Below are 23,941 nucleotides of genomic sequence, written 5' to 3' on the forward strand. Positions count from 1 at the left end.
AATGAGAAAGTTTACAATATTCGTCTTAGCCTTATTTTCAGGAATAGTTTTTTCTCAAAAGGTTCCTGAAATCAACAAAGTAGAATTTTCAAATGAGGCTTTAAATCAAAAAATCACTTCCCTAGAAGGTAAGAAGTTTTCTATTTCTGAGGTGATTAAAAAACATGAAGGCAGAATTCTTATCATTGATTTTTGGGCGAGTTGGTGCCAAGACTGTATCTTGGCGCTTCCGGCTACAAAAGAGTTAAAGGAGAAAAATCCTGAACTCGATTTCGTTTATTTTTCTCTAGATCGATCATATGAACAATGGAAAAGAGGTTTGGCAAAATATAATATTACCGATCAGGAAAACTATTGGTTTGATGAAGGCTGGAAAAATAGTTTCAATAATTACATTGATTTGAACTGGGTGCCGCGATTTATGGTCATCGATCAGACTGGAAAAATCGCTAAGTATTATTCAATTCATCCTAGTGATCCAGAGATTCAGAAGACGATTAATGAACTCAAGCTGAAAACTCTTTAACTAAAAGGCAATTCCAAAAAATCATTTAAAGGTTTAATGCTTTTGAATATTTTTGCAAAAGTTTTAGAGGCATTTTTATCCAGGAGCTGTTCATCAGAAATCGGATGACTCACCGTAAAACTTTTTAGTTTAAGATATTCTGCCATTGGATGTTCTTTGTCGTAACCGGTCGGAACTCTTTGCAATTTATGCTCTACACTCAAGCCACGAAAATAATTTCTAAAATCTTTTTGATTTAAAATTTTCAGAAAATCTTCACCACTCGCGGCTATTTCTTTTCTAATTTCTTTTAGATCTGCGGGTTCAGGCTGATAAATTCCACCTGCCACAAATGATTTTCCAGGTTCGATATGTAAATAGTAGCCAGATGTTTTCTTGCCTTTCTTCATTCCTAAACTTGCACCGAAATGTTTTTTGTAAGGTGTTTTATTTTTAGAAAACCGAATATCTCGATAAATTCTGAAGATCGCTTTCTTGGGATCAATCTTTAAAATCTCTTCATCAAATGCTGAAATCTCCTGAATTAAACTTTCGATGAATAGTTCTACGTCATCTTTTCCTGCCAAGTAAAGATCTTTATTTTCATTAAACCATTCTCGGTTATTGTTTTTCTCTAAGGTTTTTAGAAATTGAAGGGTAGAGGGATGAATTGATGAAGTCATTTTTGTGGAATTTAGTCAAATTTAAAAAAAATAAAAACAACTTAAAAACGCACCCTTTCATTATTAACATTAATTTAATAAACAGCCCTTATAATTATCAAAAACAAAAACGTATCTTTGCACCCAATTTATAGACGATCTTTTACATGAATTTATTTACGGAGACCAATCTAAGCCCTGAAGTTTTACAGGCAGTTGGCGAACTGGGCTTTGTAAGCCCAACAGAAATCCAAAAACAGACTATTCCTTTTATCTCTACAGATACACGCGATCTAATCGCACTTGCGCAGACGGGGACAGGCAAAACAGCAGCGTTTACGCTTCCGATTTTGGATATGATTGACGACGGGAGTCGCAAAATCCAATTATTGGTGCTTTGTCCAACCAGAGAACTTTGTTTGCAAATTACCAAAGACATTATCAATTACTCGAAATACTTGAAAAACATCAAAACTACAGCGGTTTATGGTGGTAGCAGTATTACTGACCAAATCAGATCTCTTCGCGAGAAACCACAAATTATTGTGGGAACTCCAGGAAGGGTTATTGACTTGATTAACAGAAAGGTCCTTGACTTTTCGGCAATTCAGTGGTTAATTCTTGATGAAGCTGATGAAATGTTATCAATGGGTTTCAAAGAAGATTTGGCAACAATTCTACGTGAAACTCCAGAAACGAAACAAACTCTTTTGTTCTCGGCGACGATGAATAAAGAGGTTGAACGAATTTCTAAAAATTATTTAACGAACCCGCACCGTATTGTGGTTGGTTCTTTAAATGAGGTTAAGAAAAATATCAAGCACGAATATTACGTGGTTGGTTACAGAAACAAAAAAGAAGCTTTGAAAAGATTGATTGATGCAAATCCAAATCAATACTCGATTCTTTTCTGTCGTACCCGTATGGAAACTCAGGAAGTCGCAGACTTTTTGATGCAAAATGGTTATGCTGCTGATGCACTTCACGGTGATTTATCGCAGGCACAACGTGATACGGTGATGAAAAAATTCCGTTTGAAAAATATCGATATTTTAGTTGCGACTGATGTTGCGGCGAGAGGTTTAGATGTTGATTCATTAACACACGTTATTCACTTCTCTTTACCAGATGATCCAGAAGTATTTGTTCACCGTAGTGGTCGTACAGGTCGTGCTGGGAAAGATGGGATTTCAATTTCTTTAATTAAACCTGAAGAATCAAGAAAATTAAAGCAGATTAAACAATCTACTAAGATTGAAATCGTAGAGAAGAAAATTCCAACTGGAAAAGTAATTATCGAAGCTCAGGTTGCTGGTGTTTTTGAAAAATTATTTACGGAACATGAAAATCTTGTTGAATTCGACGATGAGTTGATTCCCGATTTATCCGCTTTTACCAAAGAAGAATTGGTTCACCAAATGCTACAATTGCAGTTGAGAGACATGGCGCTTTATTATAAAGATAAAGACGATTTGGTTGATCAAAAATTCAGCGAAGATAGAGGAGGCGACCGAGGTAGAGATCGTGGCAGAGACCGCGATGGTAGAGGGAGAGACCGCGATAGAGGCGACCGAAGAGATAGCGGAAGCAGAGACGGCGGAAACCGATTCAGCAATAACCGCGATGGTGGAAGCCGTGATTTCGGACGTGACGGTGGAAACCGTGATTCTAGAGATAGAGATGGTGGAAACAGAGGTGAATCTAGAGATAGAAAACCAAGAAGAAATAGTGAAGACATGGTTCGATTTTTCTTTAATTTAGGAAAAAGAGACAATTTGAAAAAAATTGACATGTTGGAAATCATCAACAAATCAACTGAAAAATCTAGAAAAAGACCAGATATCGGTAATATCGAGATTTTAGAAAAATTCTCTTTCTTTGAAGTGGAAAAATCATTTAAAGACGAAGTTCTTAAAGGATTAGAAACTCAGAAATTTAAAGGTAAAGACATGAGAGCTGAAGAATCTAACTAATTTTTTCAAATTCATATCTCATTTATACAATCCCACTTTTTTAGTGGGATTTTTTGTTATAAAATCATTTATTTTAGACAATGTACGCTAAGATGTATATATTTAACATTACAGGAGATAGATTGATGAATTTCAATATTTTGCATAACTTTGATAAAAATAATAAAATGGAAAATCTCATCGTAATTCCTGAAAATGAAAAACAACTGTCATTAGTAAAAGAATTGCTGCAGGAAATGAAAATAAAATACAAAATCGAAAAGTCTTCCAAGCTAGAGGTGAAAGACGTTTTGGCTTTGAAGATTGAAAAAGCTCGTGAGGAAATGGAAAAAGGAGAATTGGTCACAGTTGATCCACATCATCTATGGGAAAGTATATAATTCAGCTTTCGAAAAGAGCTCTAAGAGATTTACAAGCAGTAAAAAAATCAGGTCGCAAACTTGATATGAAAAAGTTAGAAATTCTACTCCTTGAATTAGAAATTCATCCAAAAACTGGAACAGGTTCACCTGAAAAATTACGCTATTATGACGGAGAAGTGTGGAGTAGGGAAGTCAATAAAAAAGACAGATTGGTGTATGAGATTTTCGAAAAAGATTTGTTAGTTATTGTAATTCAGTCATTAGGTCATTATGATGATCGATGATTTAAATCTGTTAATGATTTTTTAACCACTTTCTTGAGATAAACGAGTTCCATCAATATTGATGGGATTTTTTGTTAGCAACTATCTTACAATGTTAATAAAACTTAACACGAAAACGAGAAACCTATCACTCTTTTTCGGAAATTTGCAAGACTAATTAAAAAATGAACAAAAATGGGAATCGGAAATATTTTTAAAATCTTCCAGCCGAAAGACAAAGTGTTTTTTGTACTGTTTGAAAAAGTTGCAGAAGAACTTGTAGCGATGTCAAAAGAGTTTCACGAAAGCTTGCTAGATTTTGATATCAATGACGATACCATGTTGCAGCACATGAGTGATTACGAGCACCGTATGGATGATCTAACTCACGAGATTTTTGTACAGTTAGGAGAAAACTTTATTACCCCATTTGATCGGGAAGACATTAGTCACTTGGCGAGCGGTTTAGATGATATTGCTGACTTTATGTACGCCTCTGCGAAATACATCTATTTGTACAAAGCACCACTTGATCCTGCTTATACCGAATTCACCTTGTTAATTTATAAATCTTGTATCGAAGTTCAATTGGCTTTGAAAAACCTAAATGGCTTCAAAGATCCGAAAGCGGTGAAAGAATCTTGTATCAAGATCAACTCCTTTGAAAATATTGCTGATGATGTTTTAAGTCAGGCGATTGTAAAATTATTTGAAACCAATGATGCACTTTTAATCATTAAAGTAAAATCAGTTTTAGAATATTTAGAAACTGTTACCGATAAGGCAGAAGATGTGGCCAACACTATTGACAGTATTTTAATTAAATACGCTTAATCTATTCCCTAATTTAGTATAAAAGATCAGAATGGATTTACCAATTCTACTCATCATCATCATTGTTCTAGCCTTAATTTTTGACTATATCAATGGGTTTCACGATGCCGCAAATTCAATTGCGACTATTGTTTCAACAAAAGTTCTTACTCCATTTCAAGCCGTAGTTTGGGCTGCAGTCTGGAATTTTGCGGCGTTCTTTATAGCAGCTTATGTCATTGGGGAATTTAAGATTGGTAATACGATAGCCAAATCCGTCAATGTTGACTTTATCAACTTGGAAGTGATTTTTGCCGGCTTAATCGCTGCCATTGCTTGGAATTTATTAACCTGGTGGTTTGGGATTCCTTCGTCTTCCTCGCACACTCTGATTGGTGGGTTTTTGGGTGCAGCCTTAATGTATGCCTTGGTCCAAGACTATCATGTAGTGGCAGTAGCGCAGCCAGATTTGTCTACAATCGATAAATTGAGTCTCGCCTTCAAGCAACTCTTTACCCAAAACGTAGTTAAATATGAGAAGGTGGTTCCAATATTTCTATTTATTTTCATGGCCCCTTTAATTGGATCAGTGATCTCGATTATCATCACTTTGTTCATTGTTAATGTATCCAAAAAAACAAGTCCCAGAAAAGCGGATAATGTTTTTAAGAAATTACAATTGTTTTCTTCCGCCTTATTCAGTTTAGGACATGGTTTGAACGATGCGCAAAAAGTGATGGGAATCATCGGTGCAGCTGTTATTTTTCACCATACCAAAACTTTGCAGGATCCTGCATATCTTACTTTAGACAGTTCGCATCAGTTTAATTACTTTGTAGATCACTATTTCTGGGTACCTTTTGTTTCATTCCTAATGATTTCACTAGGAACATTAAGCGGTGGTTGGAAAATCGTAAAAACTATGGGAACGAGAATCACCAAAGTAACTCCCTTAGAAGGCGTTGCCGCGGAAACTTCGGGGGCCATAACCCTTTTCATCTCAGAACATTTCGGTATTCCTGTTTCTACCACGCACACCATTACTGGTGCAATCATTGGAGTAGGCGTTACCAAAAGAGTTTCTGCCGTACGATGGGGAATCACCATCAGCCTCTTATGGGCCTGGATTTTAACCATACCAATTTCTGCTTTTGTGGCAGGGGTAACTTATTTATTGGTGGTGTTTTTAAGATAGTCTTATTAAATAAATTAGAAAAGCCACTTCGAGAGAAGTGGCTTTTTTTGTAAGACTTATAATAGGAAAAGAATTATTTTAAATCGTATTTTTGCACAAACAAGAAATTTATGCAGTTTTTAGATGAGTATCAGGACATGGTTGCCACCGCAATCGATAAATATATTTTCAAAGATAAACCGGAGGAATTGTATGCGCCGATGAATTATATTATTTCACATGGTGGAAAAAGACTTCGTCCGATGATGGTTTTGATGGCTTGTGAAATGTTTGATGGAGATTTACAAAAAGCTTTAAAGCCTGCCTTAGCAATCGAATTTTTCCATAATTTTACGCTTATTCATGATGATATTATGGATGAGGCACCACTTCGCCGTGGGAAAGCTACGATTCATACCCTACATGGAATCAATACCGGAATTCTTTCTGGCGATGCACTCATGTTTAAAGCCATCAAGTTCTTTGAAGATTTAGAACCAAATTTATACAAAGCGTGCATGCGCGTTTTCATTCATACGGGCTTGTTGCTTTGTGAAGGACAGCAGTATGACATCAATTTCGAGACACAGGATGAAGTTACTTTCAATGATTATATCCGAATGATCACCTACAAAACTGGAATTTTGAGTGCCTCTTCTTTTGAGATTGGTGCGCTCATCGCCGGTGCTGATTTTAAAGATGCCAAAGCCATTTTTAATTTCGGAAAACACGTCGGAATCGCTTTCCAGATAATGGATGATTATTTAGATGTCTTTGGAAATCAAGAGCAGTTTGGTAAAAAACATGCTGGAGATATATATGAAAACAAGAAAACGGTTCTCTATCTTTTAGCCAAAGAGCACGGAACTGAGGAAGAGCAAAAAGAACTTGATTTCTGGTATTCCAAAAAAACCGATAACGTGGATAAAGTGTACAGTGTTGAAAAGATTTTCCGTCGCACCAGAGTCGATGAAAAAACATTGCATTTAATTCAGGAACATAATGATTTAGCGCAACAATATTTAAATAAAGTAAGCGTGTCCGACGAGAAGAAAAAACCATTTATCGAATTAGCAAACTACTTGTTAAGAAGAGAAAGCTAGTAGATGTGCGAATTAATTGAGGTGACGATGTGACGAAATGAAAGTCGCTGTTGAAAACATGTTGCTTAATTAAGCACTCAATTTCTACATCAAAAAATCATCTAATTGTCACATCACCAAATCACCAAATCATCTCATCTTCATACCACCAATGAAATTTAGAACTGAAGTCAAAATCCCAAATTCCGAGAAGAAAATTGAAGTAGAAGATCGCATCTTTTCCATCGGCTCTTGTTTCGCAACGGAGATGACGGCCCTGCTTCAAAATGGGCAGTTACAAACTTTTAATAATCCCTTTGGAACTTTATTTAATCCGTTTTCCATCAATGCTGCCGTCAAAAAACTTCATGATGCAGACTTTTACGGAGAGGGAGATTTGATTAGTTTTAATGACGAAGTGATTTCATTGGATCATCACACTTCCTTTACGACCCGTTTTGTTCATCAGACTTTAGATAAAATTAATTTCCAAATTGAAAAAGGAAATCAGTTTTTGCAAAAAACCAATTTGATTTTGATTACGTACGGAACTTCTTATGTATATGAATTTTTGCCGAAGAAAAAACTGGTTTCAAACTGTCACAAAATTCCGGGTAAATATTTTGAAAAAAGATTATTGACCAATTTAGAATTAACGGATTCCATTTACGAAACCATCGTTAACCTTAAAGATATTGCCAAAGCCGACGTTCAGATTTTGTTCACCGTTTCGCCAGTACGTCATACCAAAGATGGAATGGTCGAAAATAATCTGAGCAAATCGAAGCTGATTACGGCAATTCACGAAATTTTACCGCAATTTGAAAACTGTCATTATTTGCCCGTGTATGAAATATTGATGGATGATCTGCGGGATTATCGGTTTTACAAAGAAGATTTAATTCATCCCAACAGTCAGGCGATTAATTATATCTGGGAAAAATTTGGGAATGCTTATTTTTCAGATGAAACCATGGATTTTATTGAAGAAAATTTTAAAATAGCGAAATCATTAGACCATAAAACCGCTGATGAGACCGATCCAAAATACCAGCAGTTTCTGGAAAAGTTAAAAGAGAGAATTTCGGTGCAGCAATCCAAAGTGAAGCATCATATTTTTTAAAATAATTTGGGCAGCTATTTCCAGCTTCCGTTCCCGCTTTTTTTATTGGTGGCTTCGACAAGCTCAGCCACCAATAAAAAAGAGCTCCACTCAAGCTGGGCTGCAATGCAGTTTTAACTTCAAAAATCTGTTATTACTTGTAGCAATGAACCATCAACCATCAACCATCAACCATCAATTAAAATGATCGATACACATACTCATTTATATTCAGAAGAATTTGACGAAGACCGCAAAGAAATGATCCAGAGAGCTATTTCAAAAGGAGTTTCTAAATTCTATCTTCCAGCCATCAATTCTGAAACGCATGAAAAAATGCTCGCCTTGGAAAGTGAATATCCAGCGCAGATTATTTCCATGATGGGCCTTCATCCTTGTTACGTAAAGCCAGAAACGTGGGAATTGGAATTGAAATTGGTCGAAGATCATTTAAACCAAAGATCCTTTGCCGCCATCGGCGAAATCGGTATTGATTTGCATTGGGACAAAACCACTTTGAATATTCAGGTTAAAGCTTTTGAACAGCAGATTGATTGGGCAATTGAAAGAGACTTGCCCATTGTAATTCATACTAGAGAAAGTTTTGATGAAGTTTTCGAGGTTTTAGATCGAAAAAAACATCCGAAATTACGCGGAATTTTTCATTGTTTTTCTGGTGATTTAGACCAGGCGAAACGAGCCATCGATTTAAATTTTATTTTAGGAATCGGTGGAGTAGTTACCTTTAAAAATGGAAAAATCGATCAATTCTTAAACGAAATTCCTTTAGATAAAATTGTCTTAGAAACCGACTCTCCTTATCTCGCACCCGTTCCACATCGCGGAAAAAGAAACGAAAGTTCTTATCTGAATTTGGTTGTTGGGAAACTTGTGAATATCTATAACAAAGACTATTCCGAAATCGATAGGATTACTACAGCTAACGCAAATCGGATTTTTAATAGGTAAAGAAAGATCATGAAAGAGAAATTCGACAGCATAAGATTTTATCATCCCGAAGAAGTGAATCCTGCCATACGCTTTATCATGCGCCATCCAATGATGAAGCTTCTTCTGAATTACAGTCTTCCCAATATTTCAGATGAAGAAATACCGCAAATTGTGGGCGATATCCATTCTATCGAAGATTTTCAGAAAGTCATTATTTACCCAAGTATCAAGAATGTTTTGAAAGCAAGTTCTGACGGATTTACTATTTCCGGCGCAGAAAATTTGAATAAAACGGAATCTTATCTTTTTATTTCCAATCACCGAGATATTCTTTTAGACACCAGTTTGTTAAATTTTGCTTTGGTAGAGAAAGGATTAAACCTTACAGCATCGGTCATCGGAGATAATTTGGTGCAAAGGGATTTATACCTTATTTTGGCAAAACTAAACCGGAATTTTTTTGTAAAACGGAGTGCCACGCCACGAGAACTTTTAGAAAATAGCAAACTTTTATCTGAATATATTTTCCAGTTATTAACCAGTGAAAATCGCTCGGTATGGATTGCGCAGCGGGAAGGTCGTGCTAAAGATGGTAATGATTTCACCCAAGCTGCCGTTTTGAAAATGATTTCTATGTTCGATGCGCAATGTAAACCTTGTCAATATTTTAAAAAATTAAAAGTAGTTCCTGTTTCTATTTCGTATGAATTAGACCCAACCGATAAATTGAAAGTTGAAAAAATGTGCGCAGATGATCTTAATCAAGAAAAGCACAAGAACGAAGATTTGCTTAATATTATGACGGGAGTTTCTGGCCAAAAGAAAAGGATCCACTTACATTTTGGCAAGATAGAAGATGAAATTTATACGGATATTGAAAACTCGGTTTCCAATTCTAATAAGCAAATACAGAAGGTCGCAGAGGTTTTAACGAAAAAAATTGTCGAGGGTTACAAACTTTGGCCAAGTAATTACATTGCTGCAGATTTACTGAAAAATAGCTCCCTGTATTCGAAATATTATACTGAAAAGGAAAAGCAATTCTTTATCAAAAGGATGAATTTAAGCATTGTTAAAAATAATCAATGTATGAATCAAGCGCTTTTGGAAATGTATGCAAATCCTGTTTTTAACAAACGAAATCTATAAAAAATGCCACGACTTCAAAAATGATTAATTCGTGAGTTCGTGGCAAATGTTATTTAGTGACAAGCTATTTTCCTCTCGAAAAATTACTCTTATTGTTAGGCTTCTTACTATGACTGCTGCTTGAATTTCCTTGCGGCGGTCTTGGTCTGAAAGGCTTGTTATTAGAATCTCTTTTCTCCGCAACTAAATTTTCAGTATGGAAAGGATGTTCTTTTTCAACTGGAATTTTTTTACCAATTAATTTCTCGGTATTTTTCAGATTCAGCAAATCTAAACCATCAACGAAAGAGATTGAACTTCCTTCTGAACCTGCTCTTCCAGTTCTACCGATTCGGTGAACGTACGTTTCAGAAACATCAGATAATTCGAAATTCACTACGTATTTTAATTCATCGATATCGATTCCTCTGGCCGCAATATCAGTCGCAACCAAGATTCTTGTTTTTCCAGATTTAAAATTTGTTAAAGCGTTCTGTCTTTGATTTTGAGACTTATTTCCGTGAATCGCTTCTGCAGAAATTTTATGACTTTGCAATTTACGGGCGATTTTGTCAGCGCCGTGCTTGGTTCTCGAGAATACCAAAACAGATTCCTTAATATCTTGCTGTAGAATGTGCGTCAACAAATCGAGTTTGTTGTCTTTATCAACGAAATATACTTTCTGTTGAATGGTATCAGCCGTTGCAGAAACAGGCGCTACTTCAACCTGAATTGGGTTGGTAAGCATTGAACTGGCCAGCTTATTAATTTCTTCTGGGAACGTAGCCGAGAAGAATAATGTTTGTCTTTTTGCGGGTAGTAATTTGATGATTCTCTTTACATCGTGTACAAATCCCATATCGAGCATTCTGTCGGCTTCGTCTAAAACGAAAACTTCTAGATTCTTCAATGAAATAATTCCTTGGGAGATAAAATCCAATAATCTTCCTGGAGTTGCTACCAAAATATCAACGCCTCTTCTGAGGGAGTTTTCCTGTGCAGCTTGTTTTACACCACCGAAAACTACGAGATGTCTCAGTTTTAAATGTCTTCCGTACGATTTAAAACTCTCATCAATTTGAATTGCTAATTCACGCGTAGGCGTAAGAATCAAAACTTTGATGTGGTTGTTTTTTTGGTTTTTCAGGGCTAAGTTTTGCAAAATAGGAATTGCAAAGGCGGCCGTTTTTCCGGTTCCTGTTTGGGCAGTTCCTAATAAATCTCTGCCTTGTAAGATATGTGGAATCGATTTTTGTTGAATAGGTGTTGGTTGGGTGTAACCCTCTTCCGTAAGCGCTTTTGCGATAGGATCAATTAAGTTTAAGTCGGTAAAATTCAAGTGAAATGTTTTTAATTAAAATGAAACTCGTGTCATTCTATATATGTAACGAAGAAAATGAAGTAAAAAACTTTTTGAGTTTTCAGTTCCGCAGGAAGCGGATTCATCTAGAATGACTACGTTCATAAAAAAACCTTCTGATAAGAAGGGTTTTCGTTTTGCAAATATAGTTTAATTATCTTTAGTAATGTATATTTATGAATTATTCAATTTTCGTCCAAGCTTGATTGGTTTTTAAATCTTCAAAAAACTGATAGACCTTCTCTAAATTAGGTGTTCCATGTTTTCCGTAATCTTCAATTTTTTTAATTGTTCCATCCTGAAACTTCAATGTTAAATGCGAAGTCGGTAAATCGGAAACGTTTTCATTTCCATAATAATCTTTCAAATCTTTCGGTTCTAAAGAGTTTAACATTGAAACGAGTCGATTGTACTGCTCCTCAGTGATTGTTCCTTTAAAAATCCCTTCCTTTTCTTGAGAATCTCTATCCTGAGAAAAATTAAATCGTTCTGCTTCAAAAATTGCTGTTCGATCACTATTAATTTTCATTTTAAAAATAGGGCAGAACCCGTAACAGGCGCCAGCTTCATATTCAATAAGGTCATATTTCGCTGCATTTTTGTTTGTAGAGCAATTAATTAGTAGCATAATGGCGATTAAACTTAATAAATATTTCATAGGATTATTTTTAAAGGTCATTTCAACTACTATTCCAAAAAAATAGACTTACTAAAAGTAAATCTATTTAATTAAATATTGACAAATAATATTATCCGTGTAATTGTTTCCAAATCGCGTCTTTCAATTCTATTAATCCTTCTTGGGTAACAGCTGAAAAGAAAATTGGTTGTTTGTTTTCTGGGAATTCTTTTGCAATCTCCGCTTTCAATTCATCATCTAACAAATCAGCTTTAGAAACAGAAATTATAAAATCTTTATCTAAAAGCTCTGGATTGTATTGTTGTAATTCGTTTTCCAGAATTTTAAACTCTTCAAAATGACTTTCTGAATCTGCCGGGATTAAAAATAGTAGAATTGAGTTTCTTTCAATATGACGTAAAAATCGATGTCCAAGACCTTTTCCTTCTGCGGCACCTTCAATGATTCCTGGAATATCTGCCATTACAAATGACTTATAATTCCGGTAATCTACAATTCCTAAATTGGGTGTCAAAGTTGTAAAAGCGTAGTTCGCAATCTTTGGTTTCGCGGCTGAAACGGCTGCCAATAAAGTTGATTTTCCAGCGTTTGGAAATCCTACCAAACCAACATCTGCCAAAAGTTTTAATTCAAAGGTAACATAGCCTTCTTCACCTGGAAGTCCTGGTTGTGCGTATCTTGGCGTTTGATTAGTGGAGGATTTGAAATGCTCATTTCCTTTACCGCCTTTACCTCCTTTTTTTAGAATGATCTCTTGACCATGCTCTAAAATTTCAGCAACGATTTCTCCTTCTTCATTTTTAGCAATGGTTCCCAACGGAACTTCAATATAAATATCTTCACCATAAGCGCCGGTTAACTGGTTTTTACTTCCATTTTTACCTCGGTCTGCTTTCACATGTCGCGTGTAGCGCAAGGGTAGCAGCGTCCACTCGTGCGAATCTCCTTTTAAAATTATGTGACCACCGCGTCCACCATCTCCACCATCAGGTCCACCTTTGGGAACATATTTTTCACGGTTAAGGTGCGCTGATCCAGCGCCACCATGACCACTTGTACAATGGATTCTTACGTAATCTACGAAATTTGACATAATGTATTTCTTAGGTATTAGGAGAGAAAACGAAAAAGCAACCCAATTCAACAGATTGCTTTACTGCTCTCGAAATAGCTGTTTTTATTTTATTTTTTCTATTTCCGCAAATAGTTTGGCAGAGATTTCTTCAATTGCTCCAACTCCGTTCACTTCCACATACTTGCCTTGTTTTTTATATAATTCGGCAACCTCTGCGGTCTTTGCGTAATACTCTTTAATTCTGTTGCTGATAATTTCTTTGTTAGAGTCATCAGTCCGGCCACTTGTTTCTCCTCTTTTCAAAAGTCGTTCTACTAAAACGGTATCTTCAACAATTAATGAAAGGCAAACGTTAATATCACTGTTCAAAACTTCTTTGACTATATTTTCTAAGGCTTCAGTCTGTGTGGCAGTTCTTGGAAATCCGTCGAAAATAAATCCTTGCGCCTCACATGGTTTTTTCAATTCGTCGGTCAACATATCGATGGTTACTTGGTCGGGAACCAATTCACCTTTATCGATGAATGATTTTGCCAATTGGCCGAGTTCAGTGTTGTTTTTAATATTAAACCGAAATAAGTCACCGGTAGAAATTTGTTTCAAATTAAATTTTTCAATTAAATTCTGCGCTTGCGTACCTTTTCCGCTTCCTGGAGGACCGAAGAGAACAATGTTTATCATTATATTATTATCAGATTAATTTTTAGTGATTGATTCTGCCTTCAGATAATTGATATAAATCTGGTAGATTTCTTCCCAACTCATCATAATCAAGACCGTATCCTAAAACGAATTTGTTAGGGATTTCTTTAGCGACGTAATCAATTTTAAATTCTTTTTTGTAGACATCTGGCTTTAACAACAGCGATGCAACTTTCAAAGATTTTGGACGTTGGGTATTTTTAAAATAAGCGAATATGCTTTCAATTGTATTTCCCGTATCTACAATGTCTTCCATTAAAATAATATGGCGACCTTCCACTTCTTTGGTTAAGTCCATTTTTTTATAGACAATTCCAGTAGATTCTAATCCTCCTACATAAGAACTCATTTGAATAAAGGCGATCTCACATTGACCTGGGTAATGCTTTAAAAAATCAGAAAAAAACATAATTACACCGTTGAGGACGCCTATGAAAACAGGAACTTCATCTTTGTAATCCTCATAAACTTTCTCAGCAAGATCTTTTATGAGTTTTTGAATTTCGTCGTTTTTAAGATAAGGAACGAACTCTTTGTCGTGGATTTTAACTATTTCCATATGTTTTTCTAAAGTGCAAATTTAAGGAAATAATTCGGAAGTGAATAAGGTTAATCCCGACCATATATATCGGTGCTGAATATTTCATGTCTAAATTTTGTTCAAGATTATTATTAAAACTATTTTTGTAGAAATCTAATAAAAAAAGTAAAATATGGCAACTTACGTTGTAGTTGGTCTTCAATATGGCGACGAAGGCAAGGGAAAAATTACAGATGTTCTTTCTGCGAAATCAGATTATGTCGTTCGCTTTCAAGGTGGAGATAATGCAGGACATACCGTTTACGCTGGTGAGGAAAAATTTGTTTTGCACTTGCTTCCATCGGGAGTATTGCAGTGTAAAGGCAAGTGTATTATTGCAAATGGAGTCGTTGTAAATCCGAAAGCATTCTTAAAAGAAATAGGACAAATCGAAGAAAAAGGAATGCGGACTGATCATGTCTTTATTAGCAGAAGAGCTCATGTCATTATGCCGTATCATATTTTACTCGATACATATCGCGAAGAAGAAGAAGGAGGAACGCAAATTGGAACGACCAAAAAAGGAATCGGACCGTGTTACGAAGACAAGATTGCAAGAGTCGGAATTCGCATGGTGGATTTATTAAATCCTGAAGTTCTGGCTGAGAAAATCAAGAAAAATTTAAAGACTAAAAATTCCCTTTTCGAAAAATATTTTGAAAAACCGAAATTAGATTTTGATGAAATTTACAATGAGTTTTTGGCACTTGGTGAAACATTGAAAGACAGAATTGTCGATACTGAAGTGGAATTGAATCAAGCCGTTCATGATGGTAAAAATATTTTATTTGAAGGAGCGCAAGCTGCTATGTTAGATATTGATTTCGGAACCTATCCTTATGTAACCTCGTCTTCACCAACAACTGGCGGAGTTTGTTCTGGCGCTGGAGTTCCCCCAACAAGTCTTGAAAACTTAATCGGCGTAGCGAAAGCTTACACAACCAGAGTTGGAAATGGACCATTTCCTACAGAACTCAACGATGAGATTGGGGAAGAAATGAGAAAAGTAGGTAGAGAATTCGGTGCAACAACGGGTAGACCTAGAAGATGTGGATGGCTGGATTTAGTTTCATTAAAACACGCCACCATGATTAATGGAATTAACAATCTAGTGATTACTAAACTTGATGTTTTATCTGGAATGCCTACTTTAAAAATTGCTACAAAATATAAAACAGAAGACGGAAAAATCATCGACTATTTCACTTCATCAACAACGAAATTATACAATTACGAACCGATGTATGAAGAGTTAGAAGGTTGGACCGAAGATATTACCAACGCAAGAACTTATGACGAACTTCCAGATAACGCGAAGAAATATATTGAGTTTATTGAAAAGCATTTAGGAATTAATGTTTATCTCGTTTCGGTTGGTCCGGAAAGAACACAGAATATTATTCGAAAAGAATTATTCTAAAAAATCAAAAAGCTGTGAAAATTATTTCACAGCTTTTATTTTGATTTTTTTTCTAAGAATATTTTAAATAGGCTTTCTCAAGTTTTTGGTCGTATTTATTGAGTTGATAACTTTTACCATTGTATTTCTCAGCCACTTTTGGCCAGTTCTTTTTGCGGAGATCATTCATGATGTTATTGACTTCTAAGAATTTTCCAAAAGCTTTTAAATGCTCGCCTTCACTGAGATACATTTTATCAACAAAATCCTGCACAGAAGAATACCCTAAACTGAGGGCATGATAACCCATAATTTGAAAACTTCCCCAAGATGCTGAGGCCAAGGCCGCTTCTTTAATTGCCGCTTTGTTCCCAATTTCCATCGCTTCATTTAGTCGGTCGTATTCTTTTACACCGCCTTGGTAAAAAGATTTAGTCCATTTTGGGTAAAGAACATTTCGGTTTTCAGGAGTTAAAATATTTTCTGGGTTGATGCCTCTTTTTAAAAGTTGTTGCCAGAAAACGTGACCTTCGAAGAGAATTTTAGGTTTTCCATTCAGCAGAAATCCTTTGCCAGAACTTTCTACTTCATTAACCGCCTTTACTGCGGCGAGTTCAAGATTATAATGTTGTGCAAACGATTTTAAATCTTGTTCGCTCAAAAACAAATCATTGGTAGAAAATATCTCTTTCTTTTTCTCAAATAAAACTTGCCAAGTTTTCATCCCGACGATTCCGTCACTTACTAAATTGTTTTTTTTCTGAAAATCTTTTACGGCAGTGTCAACTTCAACGCTGAACGAGTCGGAGATTTTAACTGGGTATCCAATTTTATAGAGTAATTCGCAAAGTGTATAAACTTCTGGAGCTTTTGCCCGATATTTTAAAGTAGTCATGTTTTTAGGTTTAAGTATTTTTTAAGAAGAAGGGATTTTCGGCATTTTTTCGCAAACCATTCCAATCAAAAAAAATGATTTGAATTTTATTTCTTGTCTTTGGAGTTTATATTCAAAGGTTTGGGGGTTCGTATTTGGAATGCTGATTTTGGTATCGAAGATGCCATATTCATCTGCTCTCAAGCTTATTTTGTACTCACCAACGGGAATGTTTTGAGATATTAATCCATCCTCATTCGTCTCAATGTTAAAGACCCGATTCAGTTCACTATTGCTATTAGTACCAACGATTGAAATGCTGCATTTGTAAACGGCTGCGTTATTTTTAGTATCAATAATTCTAAAATTAATAGTTGCAACATTTCTAATCACTGGCAAGTTGATCGGAATAAATAATGAAGAAATTAAGTTAACATTTGCAACTAAAAACGGTCTGGTAGTAGCAGGTGCAACCGGCGTCGCTGTATTAACTGAACGAATTGGATGACTGACGGGAGTTCTTTCTGTTCGTATTGTAGTAAGGATTGGCGTAGAAGTTAAGATAGACCCCATCTTCATGCGATCCACCGCCACGGTTGATGAAATAACTGCTCCTTCTTTTGGTTTTGTTCGCTCAAAGAGATGGCGCTTGTTTTCATTTAAATTAATGAATTGAGGGAGGGTTTTTTTCGAAAGATAAGAAAGCTGATCAGATTGCACGGTTCGCTTATCAGTAACCACTTTTAGAAATTTTTCGTTGTTATTTTGATTAACAAATAGCTGCTGTTTCATCACGATAGGACCGAAAAAAATAAGTTTATTAGGATCATTTACTTCGCCGGCACTTACAGAAGGATCTAAAATAATTTTTAAATTTTTAATGAGCATCATTGTTTTAGGAATTGCGGGCAACCTGAAATTGTCAGAAATGGTTTGTCCATCAGAGATTGGTTTCGTTTCTTTCCATGAGAAATAATTAGAAAGCATAAAGTTTTTATTAAACCAAGATCTCTTTAAATGCACAAAACTATAATCGAGTTCAATTCCGCTAACTCCTTTTTCGTCATAGTCGATTGATAAAATTTCAGTGGGTAAATTCTCATTAGAGTTTTTCGCAACCAGATATAAATCATCCAGTTGCTGTTTACTCAGCTTTAAATTATTCCACCCAGATTCATTTTCCATAAAGTCGTAAGGAACAAAGTTGATATCATGAATGGATGAATTCGTTACTACATCTGTTTTTTCTGCAGCGTCAAAGGTGAATTTTGCTTCTTGCGACATGGCGAGAAATAGATCCGCATCTGAATTAGCATTTATTTTTACAATCTCTTTCTCGATGAGATTTTTGGAACCGCGAACTTTCCATTCTGACAAGGCTAATTCTTTTTGATTCGACAAACTTAAAAGTTGATCACGCCAGTTGTTTTTCTCGTCATCTGAGTCTAAATCATCAAAAAGCAATAGATGATCAGAGATTTTTTGCAATGCATCATCGTAATTGGTTCTATATTTTTTATAGTTTTTAAATTCTTTGGTATCGGCATTTTTGGAATCATTTAAAACTGAACTTGATTCGATGGATACTTTATCGAAACTTTCTTCAAAATCTTTAACATTACTAAATTGTAAGATGTCGCGATAGATATCAAACAAAGCGGTATTTGCATTTAAATCCCAAAAATAATTGGAAATCGGAACGGAATTAAGCTCATAAGAAATGTTCTGTTTTTTGATAATTGATTCTACTTTTTTCTGTTGATCATCAAGTAATGCCAAAGGTCTTAGAAGCTCTAAATCTTCGTTTTCATACATTCGCAAGGAAGGACAAATCATCGGTAAATCATTGACCATGGATCCTCGAGATAAATAGATATCCCTGATTTTTTGGTAAACGGCAATATAGTATTTCATGTTTTTAGTTTTAAAAATACCAGCAGAAATCAATTAATTTCTGCTCGTATTGATTGAGATTATACTTTTCCGCTTACGAATTTTTTAATGCTCTTATCTGTATCTGGAGACAAAGGCAAGATTCTGCATTTATAGCCAATAATAGAAATGTCGGGACTGCTCATTAAGCCATCATCAAAATTAGCTTTCGTATCTACACTCGTATTGTCATAAGAGTATTTTGCACTTGAATTAAAGAAGGGTCCAAAACTAAAACCTCCGCCAGCATCGAAATGGGTTTTGATTTGTTGATAGCTCGAAGATTTTTTATTAAACTTAAACTTTACATCTTTTACCATAATTAACTCTGTGATGATCGATGAGATCAAGCCTTTGCCGGCACCATCGCTGAGAATATCTTTGTTGATTTTCTGAGGGGAGTTTTCTGCGAATCTCCAATATTTAGATTCCAAAAAGCCTTGGTTGATCCACCCTCTCGCTACAGCTACTTTTCCGATTCTAAAACTGAAACTTACATCTTCCATCGAAAAACTGGAGTTGACGCTATCTCGTGTGAAATTAGAACCAGCATTCCCTTTTACAAACAGCGCATTAAATCCGGCTTTTATTGAGGCAGCATGCGCACTTTTATCATAATTGCTAATGCTTTCTACACTTTTAGAATCAAATGTTGTCCAGCCATCAGATAGTTTTATGGTTTCTGCCGGAACTGGTGAAGAGACCGAATAATCGGTGTAATCTATAATTTTTGTACGCAGATTATTTCGATATTCTTTCTCCAGTCTTTTCTTTAGCGTTAAAATGCTTTTAGCCTCAACCTCACTGATGTAATTTTGTATTTTCTCTACTGCTTCTTTAAAACCTAGAGCAACCCATGCTTTAAGCGCCATGTCTTCTCTTTTTTTCATGTTCTTTCCGTCGATCGAGATTTGCGCAGAAGCATCAGAGTCACCATTGTCAGCAGCAATCCGAACTGCATTATTAGCTTCCACCACTTCTTCATATTTTATCGCGTATTCCAGATACTTTTTATACATCGGTGAAATAAAAGTCTGCGTAATTTTTTTAGAATTGGTATCACTTTCAATTTCATCAGGATCGAATTCTGGATTTTTGAGGATTTTTTCTTTAAAAAGTTTATCTCGCATTTTCCCCAATTTTGTTTCAATTTTAGGATCGATTTCGGAATCAGCAACTTCACACCAATCCATCAAATCTCCATAACCTTTGGATACTGACTTTCCCGTTGGATTAAAAATCGCCATCGCTCTGCCTTTTCCGCCTGGTAGTAATGGTGGAGCACCATCATGAATCTCATCAGTTATCACAGCGAATTGTTCCATTTTTAAATAGTTTCCATTTTTGGTGGAGGAAACCATATCACTATATTCTACCATATTAAACTGCGGTTTTCCGTTGGCGTCGAGCAATTGATTTCCATCTTTGTCCAAAATAGCTTTTGGTTTTGGTGGGATTCCGAATATTCCATTAATCGCAAAATCGAAAGAATTAGACATTAAAACTTTACCTATGGGATCAAACGCAATGAAATTGTTGGGTCCGAGACTTTCTGGATTTTTGTTCGTTAACTCGTCATAGACTTTTGCAATCAGTTTGGCCATAAAATCTTTCGTTAAATCTTGTTGTGTGGGCATGGTTCTTTTATTAATTTTTGTGCTTACTCTATTCAGTTTTCAGCGTTCCCTGTTAAATTATTTCAGCAAAATTACTAGGGGAGGCGGGTTATCTTTCAGTAGTATTCACCCATTTTAAAACGTCTTTTAGCGGTATTTTAAAACCGTGATTAAACCCTATGATCAAAATAAGCGTTGAATTTTTGCAATGAAAAAAACCTCAATAATGATCTATTTTAAGAAATATTCTTTTTAACTGTTTTATTAGTTTGTTATGAATTGAATAGTTTATTTTAAAAATAGTTACTATAATGGTTTGTTATTTGATAAGTTTTTATCTATTGATAAATATGTTTATTTAAATTGTAATTCAATTGTGGTAAACAATAACCAACTAAAAAAGTTTACTGATGAAAAATTTACTCCAAAACAACGAGTTTCAGCTCGATGAAATTCTGTTTGAAAATCGAAACAAATCTTATGGTGCTTATGCTCTGAGACATCAAGCCGACCATATTTTAACAAAAGCAATGTTTCTTGGAATTGGTGTTTTTGCGATGATCGCGGTTACGCCATTAATCATCAATGCGTTTCATTCAACTGAAAAAATAATTATCACTGAAGTCCCGCCAACAATAATTATGAAAGATGTTGAAAGAACAGAGAAGACACCGAAGGATATTCAAGCAGCTCCGCCAGTTCAAACCCCTGTGAATACCTTAGACTCTACAGTTCCTACTCCGACAAAAAATACAGAGAACGAAAAAGTGATGCCCAAACAATCTGATTATGACAATGCTGTAATCGGAACGCGCGATATCGTGGGTGAACCACCAGTTATCAGATATAGTCCGCCAGTTGTAAATACTGGTCCAGGAACAGTAACTATTGCTCCACCGGCTCCAGTTGATAACACGCCAAAAACAGAAGTTGATGTTCAAGCTAATTTTATGGGCGGAATCAATGCTTTCCGAACCAAAGTGGTGAATCAGTTTGATACTTCGATCATGGAAGGAAGTGGCGAAGTTGCGAAAACAACTGTCGTGTTCATCGTTGAACGAGATGGCTCTATCAGCGAAGTAAAAGCTACTGGACCGAACGCTGATTTTAACAAAGAAGCAATAAAAACCATAAAATCTGTAAAAGGTAAATGGGCGCCGGCAAAACTGAACGGTCAGAATGTAAGAAGCTATTTCAAGTTTCCAATTTCAATGCAATTTGAGTGATACCATCATTTATATTTCGGTAATTCTAGTTATCCACAAAAAACCTTGTTTTGTGGATAATTTTTTTTGGGCTTAATCCAATGATAGCTAATTCTTTAACTTTAATTATGAGATTAGAGATCCTTTAAAAATCAGAAAAAAGTGTATTTTTGGAGATTAAATTTTATATAATGGGTAAAATCATAGGAGTTGCAAATCAAAAAGGGGGCGTAGGTAAAACGACTACTGCCGTAAACCTCGCTGCTGCACTGGGAGTTTTGGAAAAAAAGATTCTTTTAATTGATGCAGATCCGCAGGCTAATGCAACTTCGGGTTTAGGAATTGAGGATGCGACTTATTCTACCTATCACTTGTTAGAACATAGCATAGCAGTGGAGCAATGTATTCAGAAAACGGCGTCTCCGAATTTAGACATTATTCCGTCGCATATCGATTTGGTCGCAGCCGAAATTGAATTGGTTGATCGTGAAAATCGGGAGTATATGCTTAAAAAGGCCTTAGCTTCCATTAAAGATAATTACGATTACATCATTATTGACTGTGCACCAAGTTTAGGTTTAATTACCATTAATGCCTTAACCGCCGCAGACTCCGTGATTATTCCGATTCAATGTGAATACTTCGCTTTGGAAGGTTTAGGTAAATTATTGAATACCATTAAAAATGTTCAAAAAATTCATAATAAAGATTTAGATATTGAAGGTTTGCTTTTAACCATGTTCGATTCCCGTTTAAGATTATCAAATCAAGTGGTAGAAGAAGTTCATCTTCATTTCCCAGAAATGGTTTTTGAAACAATTATCAGCCGGAATGTTCGTTTAAGTGAAGCACCAAGTTTTGGTGAAAGCATCTTAAACTACGATGCCGAAAGCAAAGGAGCGATTCAGTATCTTCAGTTGGCAGAAGAAGTTTTGCTGAAAAATGAAAATTTAATTAATAATTAGAAAATGATTTTAGAGGTTTTTTTTAAATAAAACTTTTAAAATTTCGAAAATATTTTAAGAATGAAAGATAAGAAAAGAGCGATGGGTCGGGGATTAGGTGCGATTTTGAGCGCTGAATCCAAAGCGTCTGTCAACTCCGCCACAGATGAAGGTGCCGACAAATTTGTTGGCAATATTATGGAAGTCTCTTTAGATGACATTGATCCAAATACCACGCAACCCAGGACTTATTTCGATGAGAAAGCGCTGAATGACTTGGCGCAATCCATTAAATCTTTAGGGGTTATTCAACCCATTACTTTACGAAAAGAGGGGAACAGATTTGAAATTATTTCCGGCGAAAGAAGATTTCGCGCTAGTAAAATTGCAGGTTTGAAAAGTGTTCCAGCATATATCCGCTTGGTTAATGATCAGGAACTGCTCGAAATGGCTTTAGTTGAAAATATTCAAAGAGAAGATTTAGATGCCATCGAAATTGCTTTAACCTATCAGCGGTTACTCGAGGAAATCGGCATGACTCAAGAGAATTTGAGCCAAAGAGTTGGCAAAGAAAGATCAACAATTACGAACTCAATTCGATTATTACGTTTGAATCCTGATGTTCAGAATGCTATTAGAAGTGGCCAAATATCTGCTGGTCACGGTCGCGCGATTATCAGCGTAGAAGAATCAGAAAAGCAGAACGAACTTTTCAGTAAGATTGTAAAACATAGTTTAAGTGTTCGCCAGGCAGAGCAGGAAGCGACCCTACTTAAAAATCCGAAAACTGAGGTTACCAAAACGAAAACTCAGCTGCCTAATCATTTCAAAAAAGCCGAAAAAAACTTAGCGGATATTTTAGATCTGAAAGTAGAAATAAAAACTGCGGCCAACGGGAAGAAAGGGAAAATCGTTCTGGATTTTAAAAACGAAGAAGAATTAGAGAAAATTCTGTCACACTTTAACTGATGCAAAAATTCACTGTTTTAATTTTCATTTTATTTTCACCATTCTTTTTCGCACAGATTAGTCCGAAAGATACCATTCGCGTGGAAAATTATCCCACAGATTCGATTTCTACGAAACAAATCCCTTCTGAAATTGAAGTGTTTGCTGATATTAAGGAAGCAAATGCGCCAGTTCAAACCATGAAATTTAATCCAACCAAAGCTGGTTTGTATTCTGCAATTTTACCAGGATTAGGACAGTACTATAATAAAAAGTATTGGAAGATTCCAATCGTTTTGGGTGGAATAGGAACTGGAGTTGGGATTACCCTTTGGAATCAAAAACAATACAACCGTTACCGAGACGCTTTTGTAGCACAATTAAATGGACAGGAACATGAGTTCTCAAATATTCCTGGCGTTACCAAAGAAGTTTTAGGACGAACGCAAGATCGAGTCAAAAGACAGCGCGATTACGCCATTGCCATTACAAGTTTGGTTTATATTCTAGGGATCGTAGATGCCGTTGTAGATGCGCATTTGTACGAAGGGAGAAAAGATCCTGATTTAGCCTTAAAGCCAACGGTGATTTTTGATGAATTCGGAAAGACCAATTCTAAAGCAGGTTTAAGTTTGAGTTATAATTTTTAAT

Annotated in this window: 24 protein-coding genes; 15 read left to right on the plus strand and 9 right to left on the minus strand. The window is 35.6% G+C overall.

What is annotated here, in order from left to right; translation table 11 throughout:
- Position 1: 1 nt before the first annotated feature.
- A complete protein-coding gene (locus BMX49_RS06490) occupies positions 2-526 on the plus strand; it encodes a TlpA family protein disulfide reductase (protein WP_034716671.1) in 525 nt (174 codons plus the stop codon).
- Here BMX49_RS06490 and BMX49_RS06495 read toward each other — a convergent pair.
- Positions 523-1,188: a DUF2461 domain-containing protein gene (locus BMX49_RS06495; RefSeq protein WP_034716670.1), complete on the minus strand. Its 666-nt coding sequence runs from the start codon at positions 1,186-1,188 to the stop codon at positions 523-525. The two genes, BMX49_RS06490 and BMX49_RS06495, sit on opposite strands and share 4 nt — an antisense overlap.
- A gap of 146 nt (positions 1,189-1,334) precedes the next feature.
- On the opposite strand from BMX49_RS06495, the gene BMX49_RS06500 reads away from it, so the two are divergent.
- The 9 genes from BMX49_RS06500 to BMX49_RS06540 all read left to right on the plus strand — a co-directional run bounded on the left by BMX49_RS06500 (position 1,335) and on the right by BMX49_RS06540 (position 10,036).
- A complete protein-coding gene (locus tag BMX49_RS06500) occupies positions 1,335-3,140 on the plus strand; it encodes a DEAD/DEAH box helicase (protein WP_034716668.1) in 1,806 nt (601 codons plus the stop codon).
- 167 nt (positions 3,141-3,307) lie between these two features.
- On the plus strand, positions 3,308-3,520 hold the full coding sequence (locus BMX49_RS06505; RefSeq protein WP_034717432.1) for a DUF2683 family protein: 213 nt from the start codon (positions 3,308-3,310) through the stop codon (positions 3,518-3,520).
- On the plus strand, positions 3,505-3,786 hold the full coding sequence (locus tag BMX49_RS06510; protein WP_034716666.1) for a type II toxin-antitoxin system YoeB family toxin: 282 nt from the start codon (positions 3,505-3,507) through the stop codon (positions 3,784-3,786). Before BMX49_RS06505 ends, BMX49_RS06510 begins: the two co-directional genes overlap by 16 nt.
- 174 nt (positions 3,787-3,960) lie before the next feature.
- On the plus strand, positions 3,961-4,599 hold the full coding sequence (locus BMX49_RS06515; RefSeq protein ID WP_034716664.1) for a DUF47 domain-containing protein: 639 nt from the start codon (positions 3,961-3,963) through the stop codon (positions 4,597-4,599).
- A gap of 31 nt (positions 4,600-4,630) precedes the next feature.
- On the plus strand, positions 4,631-5,773 hold the full coding sequence (locus BMX49_RS06520; protein ID WP_034716662.1) for an inorganic phosphate transporter: 1,143 nt from the start codon (positions 4,631-4,633) through the stop codon (positions 5,771-5,773).
- A 110-nt stretch (positions 5,774-5,883) separates the two neighbouring features.
- The gene (locus tag BMX49_RS06525; protein ID WP_034716660.1) at positions 5,884-6,855 is read left to right on the plus strand and encodes a polyprenyl synthetase family protein; all 972 of its coding nucleotides are present in this window, start codon (positions 5,884-5,886) and stop codon (positions 6,853-6,855) included.
- A 151-nt stretch (positions 6,856-7,006) separates the two neighbouring features.
- A complete protein-coding gene (locus BMX49_RS06530; protein ID WP_034716658.1) occupies positions 7,007-7,957 on the plus strand; it encodes a GSCFA domain-containing protein in 951 nt (316 codons plus the stop codon).
- A 183-nt stretch (positions 7,958-8,140) separates the two neighbouring features.
- Positions 8,141-8,905, plus strand: a complete 765-nt coding sequence (locus tag BMX49_RS06535; protein WP_034716656.1) for a TatD family hydrolase — start codon at positions 8,141-8,143, stop codon at positions 8,903-8,905.
- A gap of 9 nt (positions 8,906-8,914) precedes the next feature.
- A complete protein-coding gene (locus BMX49_RS06540; RefSeq protein ID WP_034716653.1) occupies positions 8,915-10,036 on the plus strand; it encodes a 1-acyl-sn-glycerol-3-phosphate acyltransferase in 1,122 nt (373 codons plus the stop codon).
- 64 nt (positions 10,037-10,100) lie between these two features.
- Here BMX49_RS06540 and BMX49_RS06545 read toward each other — a convergent pair whose 3' ends face one another.
- From BMX49_RS06545 to hpt, 5 genes are all read right to left on the minus strand, one after another.
- Positions 10,101-11,354 (minus strand): DEAD/DEAH box helicase, encoded by a 1,254-nt coding sequence (locus BMX49_RS06545; protein WP_034716650.1) that lies wholly within the window; start codon positions 11,352-11,354, stop codon positions 10,101-10,103.
- Positions 11,355-11,556: 202 nt separating this feature from the next.
- Positions 11,557-12,033, minus strand: coding sequence for a DUF6438 domain-containing protein (locus BMX49_RS06550; protein WP_034717429.1), 477 nt, complete (start codon positions 12,031-12,033; stop codon positions 11,557-11,559).
- Positions 12,034-12,124: 91 nt separating this feature from the next.
- Positions 12,125-13,108, minus strand: coding sequence for a GTPase ObgE (obgE, locus tag BMX49_RS06555; RefSeq protein ID WP_034716647.1), 984 nt, complete (start codon positions 13,106-13,108; stop codon positions 12,125-12,127).
- Between the two features lie 84 nt (positions 13,109-13,192).
- Positions 13,193-13,771 (minus strand): adenylate kinase, encoded by a 579-nt coding sequence (locus BMX49_RS06560; RefSeq protein WP_034716645.1) that lies wholly within the window; start codon positions 13,769-13,771, stop codon positions 13,193-13,195.
- 22 nt (positions 13,772-13,793) lie between these two features.
- A complete protein-coding gene (gene hpt, locus BMX49_RS06565; RefSeq protein ID WP_034716642.1) occupies positions 13,794-14,351 on the minus strand; it encodes a hypoxanthine phosphoribosyltransferase in 558 nt (185 codons plus the stop codon).
- A 154-nt stretch (positions 14,352-14,505) separates the two neighbouring features.
- Here hpt and BMX49_RS06570 point away from each other — a divergent pair, with 154 nt between their 5' ends.
- Positions 14,506-15,792 carry an adenylosuccinate synthase gene (locus BMX49_RS06570; protein WP_034716639.1) on the plus strand — a complete coding sequence of 429 codons (1,287 nt, stop codon included), beginning with the start codon at positions 14,506-14,508 and terminating at the stop codon, positions 15,790-15,792.
- Positions 15,793-15,844: 52 nt separating this feature from the next.
- Here BMX49_RS06570 and BMX49_RS06575 read toward each other — a convergent pair whose 3' ends face one another.
- The 3 genes from BMX49_RS06575 to BMX49_RS06585 are packed head-to-tail and all read right to left on the minus strand — an operon-like array spanning position 15,845 to position 20,214.
- Positions 15,845-16,666, minus strand: a complete 822-nt coding sequence (locus BMX49_RS06575) for an N-acetylmuramidase domain-containing protein (RefSeq protein ID WP_034716637.1) — start codon at positions 16,664-16,666, stop codon at positions 15,845-15,847.
- A 21-nt stretch (positions 16,667-16,687) separates the two neighbouring features.
- Positions 16,688-18,559 carry a hypothetical protein gene (locus BMX49_RS06580; protein ID WP_034716634.1) on the minus strand — a complete coding sequence of 624 codons (1,872 nt, stop codon included), beginning with the start codon at positions 18,557-18,559 and terminating at the stop codon, positions 16,688-16,690.
- A gap of 59 nt (positions 18,560-18,618) precedes the next feature.
- On the minus strand, positions 18,619-20,214 hold the full coding sequence (locus tag BMX49_RS06585) for a hypothetical protein (protein WP_034716633.1): 1,596 nt from the start codon (positions 20,212-20,214) through the stop codon (positions 18,619-18,621).
- A gap of 389 nt (positions 20,215-20,603) precedes the next feature.
- Between BMX49_RS06585 and BMX49_RS06590 the strand changes: the two genes are divergently transcribed.
- The 4 genes from BMX49_RS06590 to BMX49_RS06605 all read left to right on the plus strand — a co-directional run bounded on the left by BMX49_RS06590 (position 20,604) and on the right by BMX49_RS06605 (position 23,940).
- Positions 20,604-21,419 (plus strand): energy transducer TonB, encoded by an 816-nt coding sequence (locus tag BMX49_RS06590; RefSeq protein WP_034716631.1) that lies wholly within the window; start codon positions 20,604-20,606, stop codon positions 21,417-21,419.
- Positions 21,420-21,589: 170 nt separating this feature from the next.
- Positions 21,590-22,363 carry a ParA family protein gene (locus tag BMX49_RS06595; RefSeq protein WP_034716628.1) on the plus strand — a complete coding sequence of 258 codons (774 nt, stop codon included), beginning with the start codon at positions 21,590-21,592 and terminating at the stop codon, positions 22,361-22,363.
- A 60-nt stretch (positions 22,364-22,423) separates the two neighbouring features.
- Positions 22,424-23,311, plus strand: a complete 888-nt coding sequence (locus BMX49_RS06600) for a ParB/RepB/Spo0J family partition protein (RefSeq protein WP_034716626.1) — start codon at positions 22,424-22,426, stop codon at positions 23,309-23,311.
- The gene (locus BMX49_RS06605; protein ID WP_034716624.1) at positions 23,311-23,940 is read left to right on the plus strand and encodes a DUF5683 domain-containing protein; all 630 of its coding nucleotides are present in this window, start codon (positions 23,311-23,313) and stop codon (positions 23,938-23,940) included. Before BMX49_RS06600 ends, BMX49_RS06605 begins: the two co-directional genes overlap by 1 nt.
- The last annotated feature ends 1 nt before the right edge of the window (position 23,941 follow it).

Origin of the sequence: Kaistella antarctica, from assembly GCF_900109615.1 — a bacterium.
Classification (GTDB): domain Bacteria; phylum Bacteroidota; class Bacteroidia; order Flavobacteriales; family Weeksellaceae; genus Kaistella; species Kaistella antarctica.

Bases quoted from the DNA above. Each gene is read 5' to 3' on its own strand.
- BMX49_RS06490 (WP_034716671.1), top strand. From the start codon at position 2: ATGAGAAAGTTTACAATATTCGTCTTAGCCTTATTTTCAGGAATAGTT.
- BMX49_RS06495 (WP_034716670.1), bottom strand. From the start codon at position 1,188: ATGACTTCATCAATTCATCCCTCTACCCTTCAATTTCTAAAAACCTTA.
- BMX49_RS06500 (WP_034716668.1), top strand. From the start codon at position 1,335: ATGAATTTATTTACGGAGACCAATCTAAGCCCTGAAGTTTTACAGGCA.
- BMX49_RS06505 (WP_034717432.1), top strand. From the start codon at position 3,308: ATGGAAAATCTCATCGTAATTCCTGAAAATGAAAAACAACTGTCATTA.
- BMX49_RS06510 (WP_034716666.1), top strand. From the start codon at position 3,505: ATGGGAAAGTATATAATTCAGCTTTCGAAAAGAGCTCTAAGAGATTTA.
- BMX49_RS06515 (WP_034716664.1), top strand. From the start codon at position 3,961: ATGGGAATCGGAAATATTTTTAAAATCTTCCAGCCGAAAGACAAAGTG.
- BMX49_RS06520 (WP_034716662.1), top strand. From the start codon at position 4,631: ATGGATTTACCAATTCTACTCATCATCATCATTGTTCTAGCCTTAATT.
- BMX49_RS06525 (WP_034716660.1), top strand. From the start codon at position 5,884: ATGCAGTTTTTAGATGAGTATCAGGACATGGTTGCCACCGCAATCGAT.
- BMX49_RS06530 (WP_034716658.1), top strand. From the start codon at position 7,007: ATGAAATTTAGAACTGAAGTCAAAATCCCAAATTCCGAGAAGAAAATT.
- BMX49_RS06535 (WP_034716656.1), top strand. From the start codon at position 8,141: ATGATCGATACACATACTCATTTATATTCAGAAGAATTTGACGAAGAC.
- BMX49_RS06540 (WP_034716653.1), top strand. From the start codon at position 8,915: ATGAAAGAGAAATTCGACAGCATAAGATTTTATCATCCCGAAGAAGTG.
- BMX49_RS06550 (WP_034717429.1), bottom strand. From the start codon at position 12,033: ATGAAATATTTATTAAGTTTAATCGCCATTATGCTACTAATTAATTGC.
- obgE (WP_034716647.1), bottom strand. From the start codon at position 13,108: ATGTCAAATTTCGTAGATTACGTAAGAATCCATTGTACAAGTGGTCAT.
- BMX49_RS06560 (WP_034716645.1), bottom strand. From the start codon at position 13,771: ATGATAAACATTGTTCTCTTCGGTCCTCCAGGAAGCGGAAAAGGTACG.
- hpt (WP_034716642.1), bottom strand. From the start codon at position 14,351: ATGGAAATAGTTAAAATCCACGACAAAGAGTTCGTTCCTTATCTTAAA.
- BMX49_RS06570 (WP_034716639.1), top strand. From the start codon at position 14,506: ATGGCAACTTACGTTGTAGTTGGTCTTCAATATGGCGACGAAGGCAAG.
- BMX49_RS06575 (WP_034716637.1), bottom strand. From the start codon at position 16,666: ATGACTACTTTAAAATATCGGGCAAAAGCTCCAGAAGTTTATACACTT.
- BMX49_RS06580 (WP_034716634.1), bottom strand. From the start codon at position 18,559: ATGAAATACTATATTGCCGTTTACCAAAAAATCAGGGATATCTATTTA.
- BMX49_RS06585 (WP_034716633.1), bottom strand. From the start codon at position 20,214: ATGCCCACACAACAAGATTTAACGAAAGATTTTATGGCCAAACTGATT.
- BMX49_RS06590 (WP_034716631.1), top strand. From the start codon at position 20,604: ATGAAAAATTTACTCCAAAACAACGAGTTTCAGCTCGATGAAATTCTG.
- BMX49_RS06595 (WP_034716628.1), top strand. From the start codon at position 21,590: ATGGGTAAAATCATAGGAGTTGCAAATCAAAAAGGGGGCGTAGGTAAA.
- BMX49_RS06600 (WP_034716626.1), top strand. From the start codon at position 22,424: ATGAAAGATAAGAAAAGAGCGATGGGTCGGGGATTAGGTGCGATTTTG.
- BMX49_RS06605 (WP_034716624.1), top strand. From the start codon at position 23,311: ATGCAAAAATTCACTGTTTTAATTTTCATTTTATTTTCACCATTCTTT.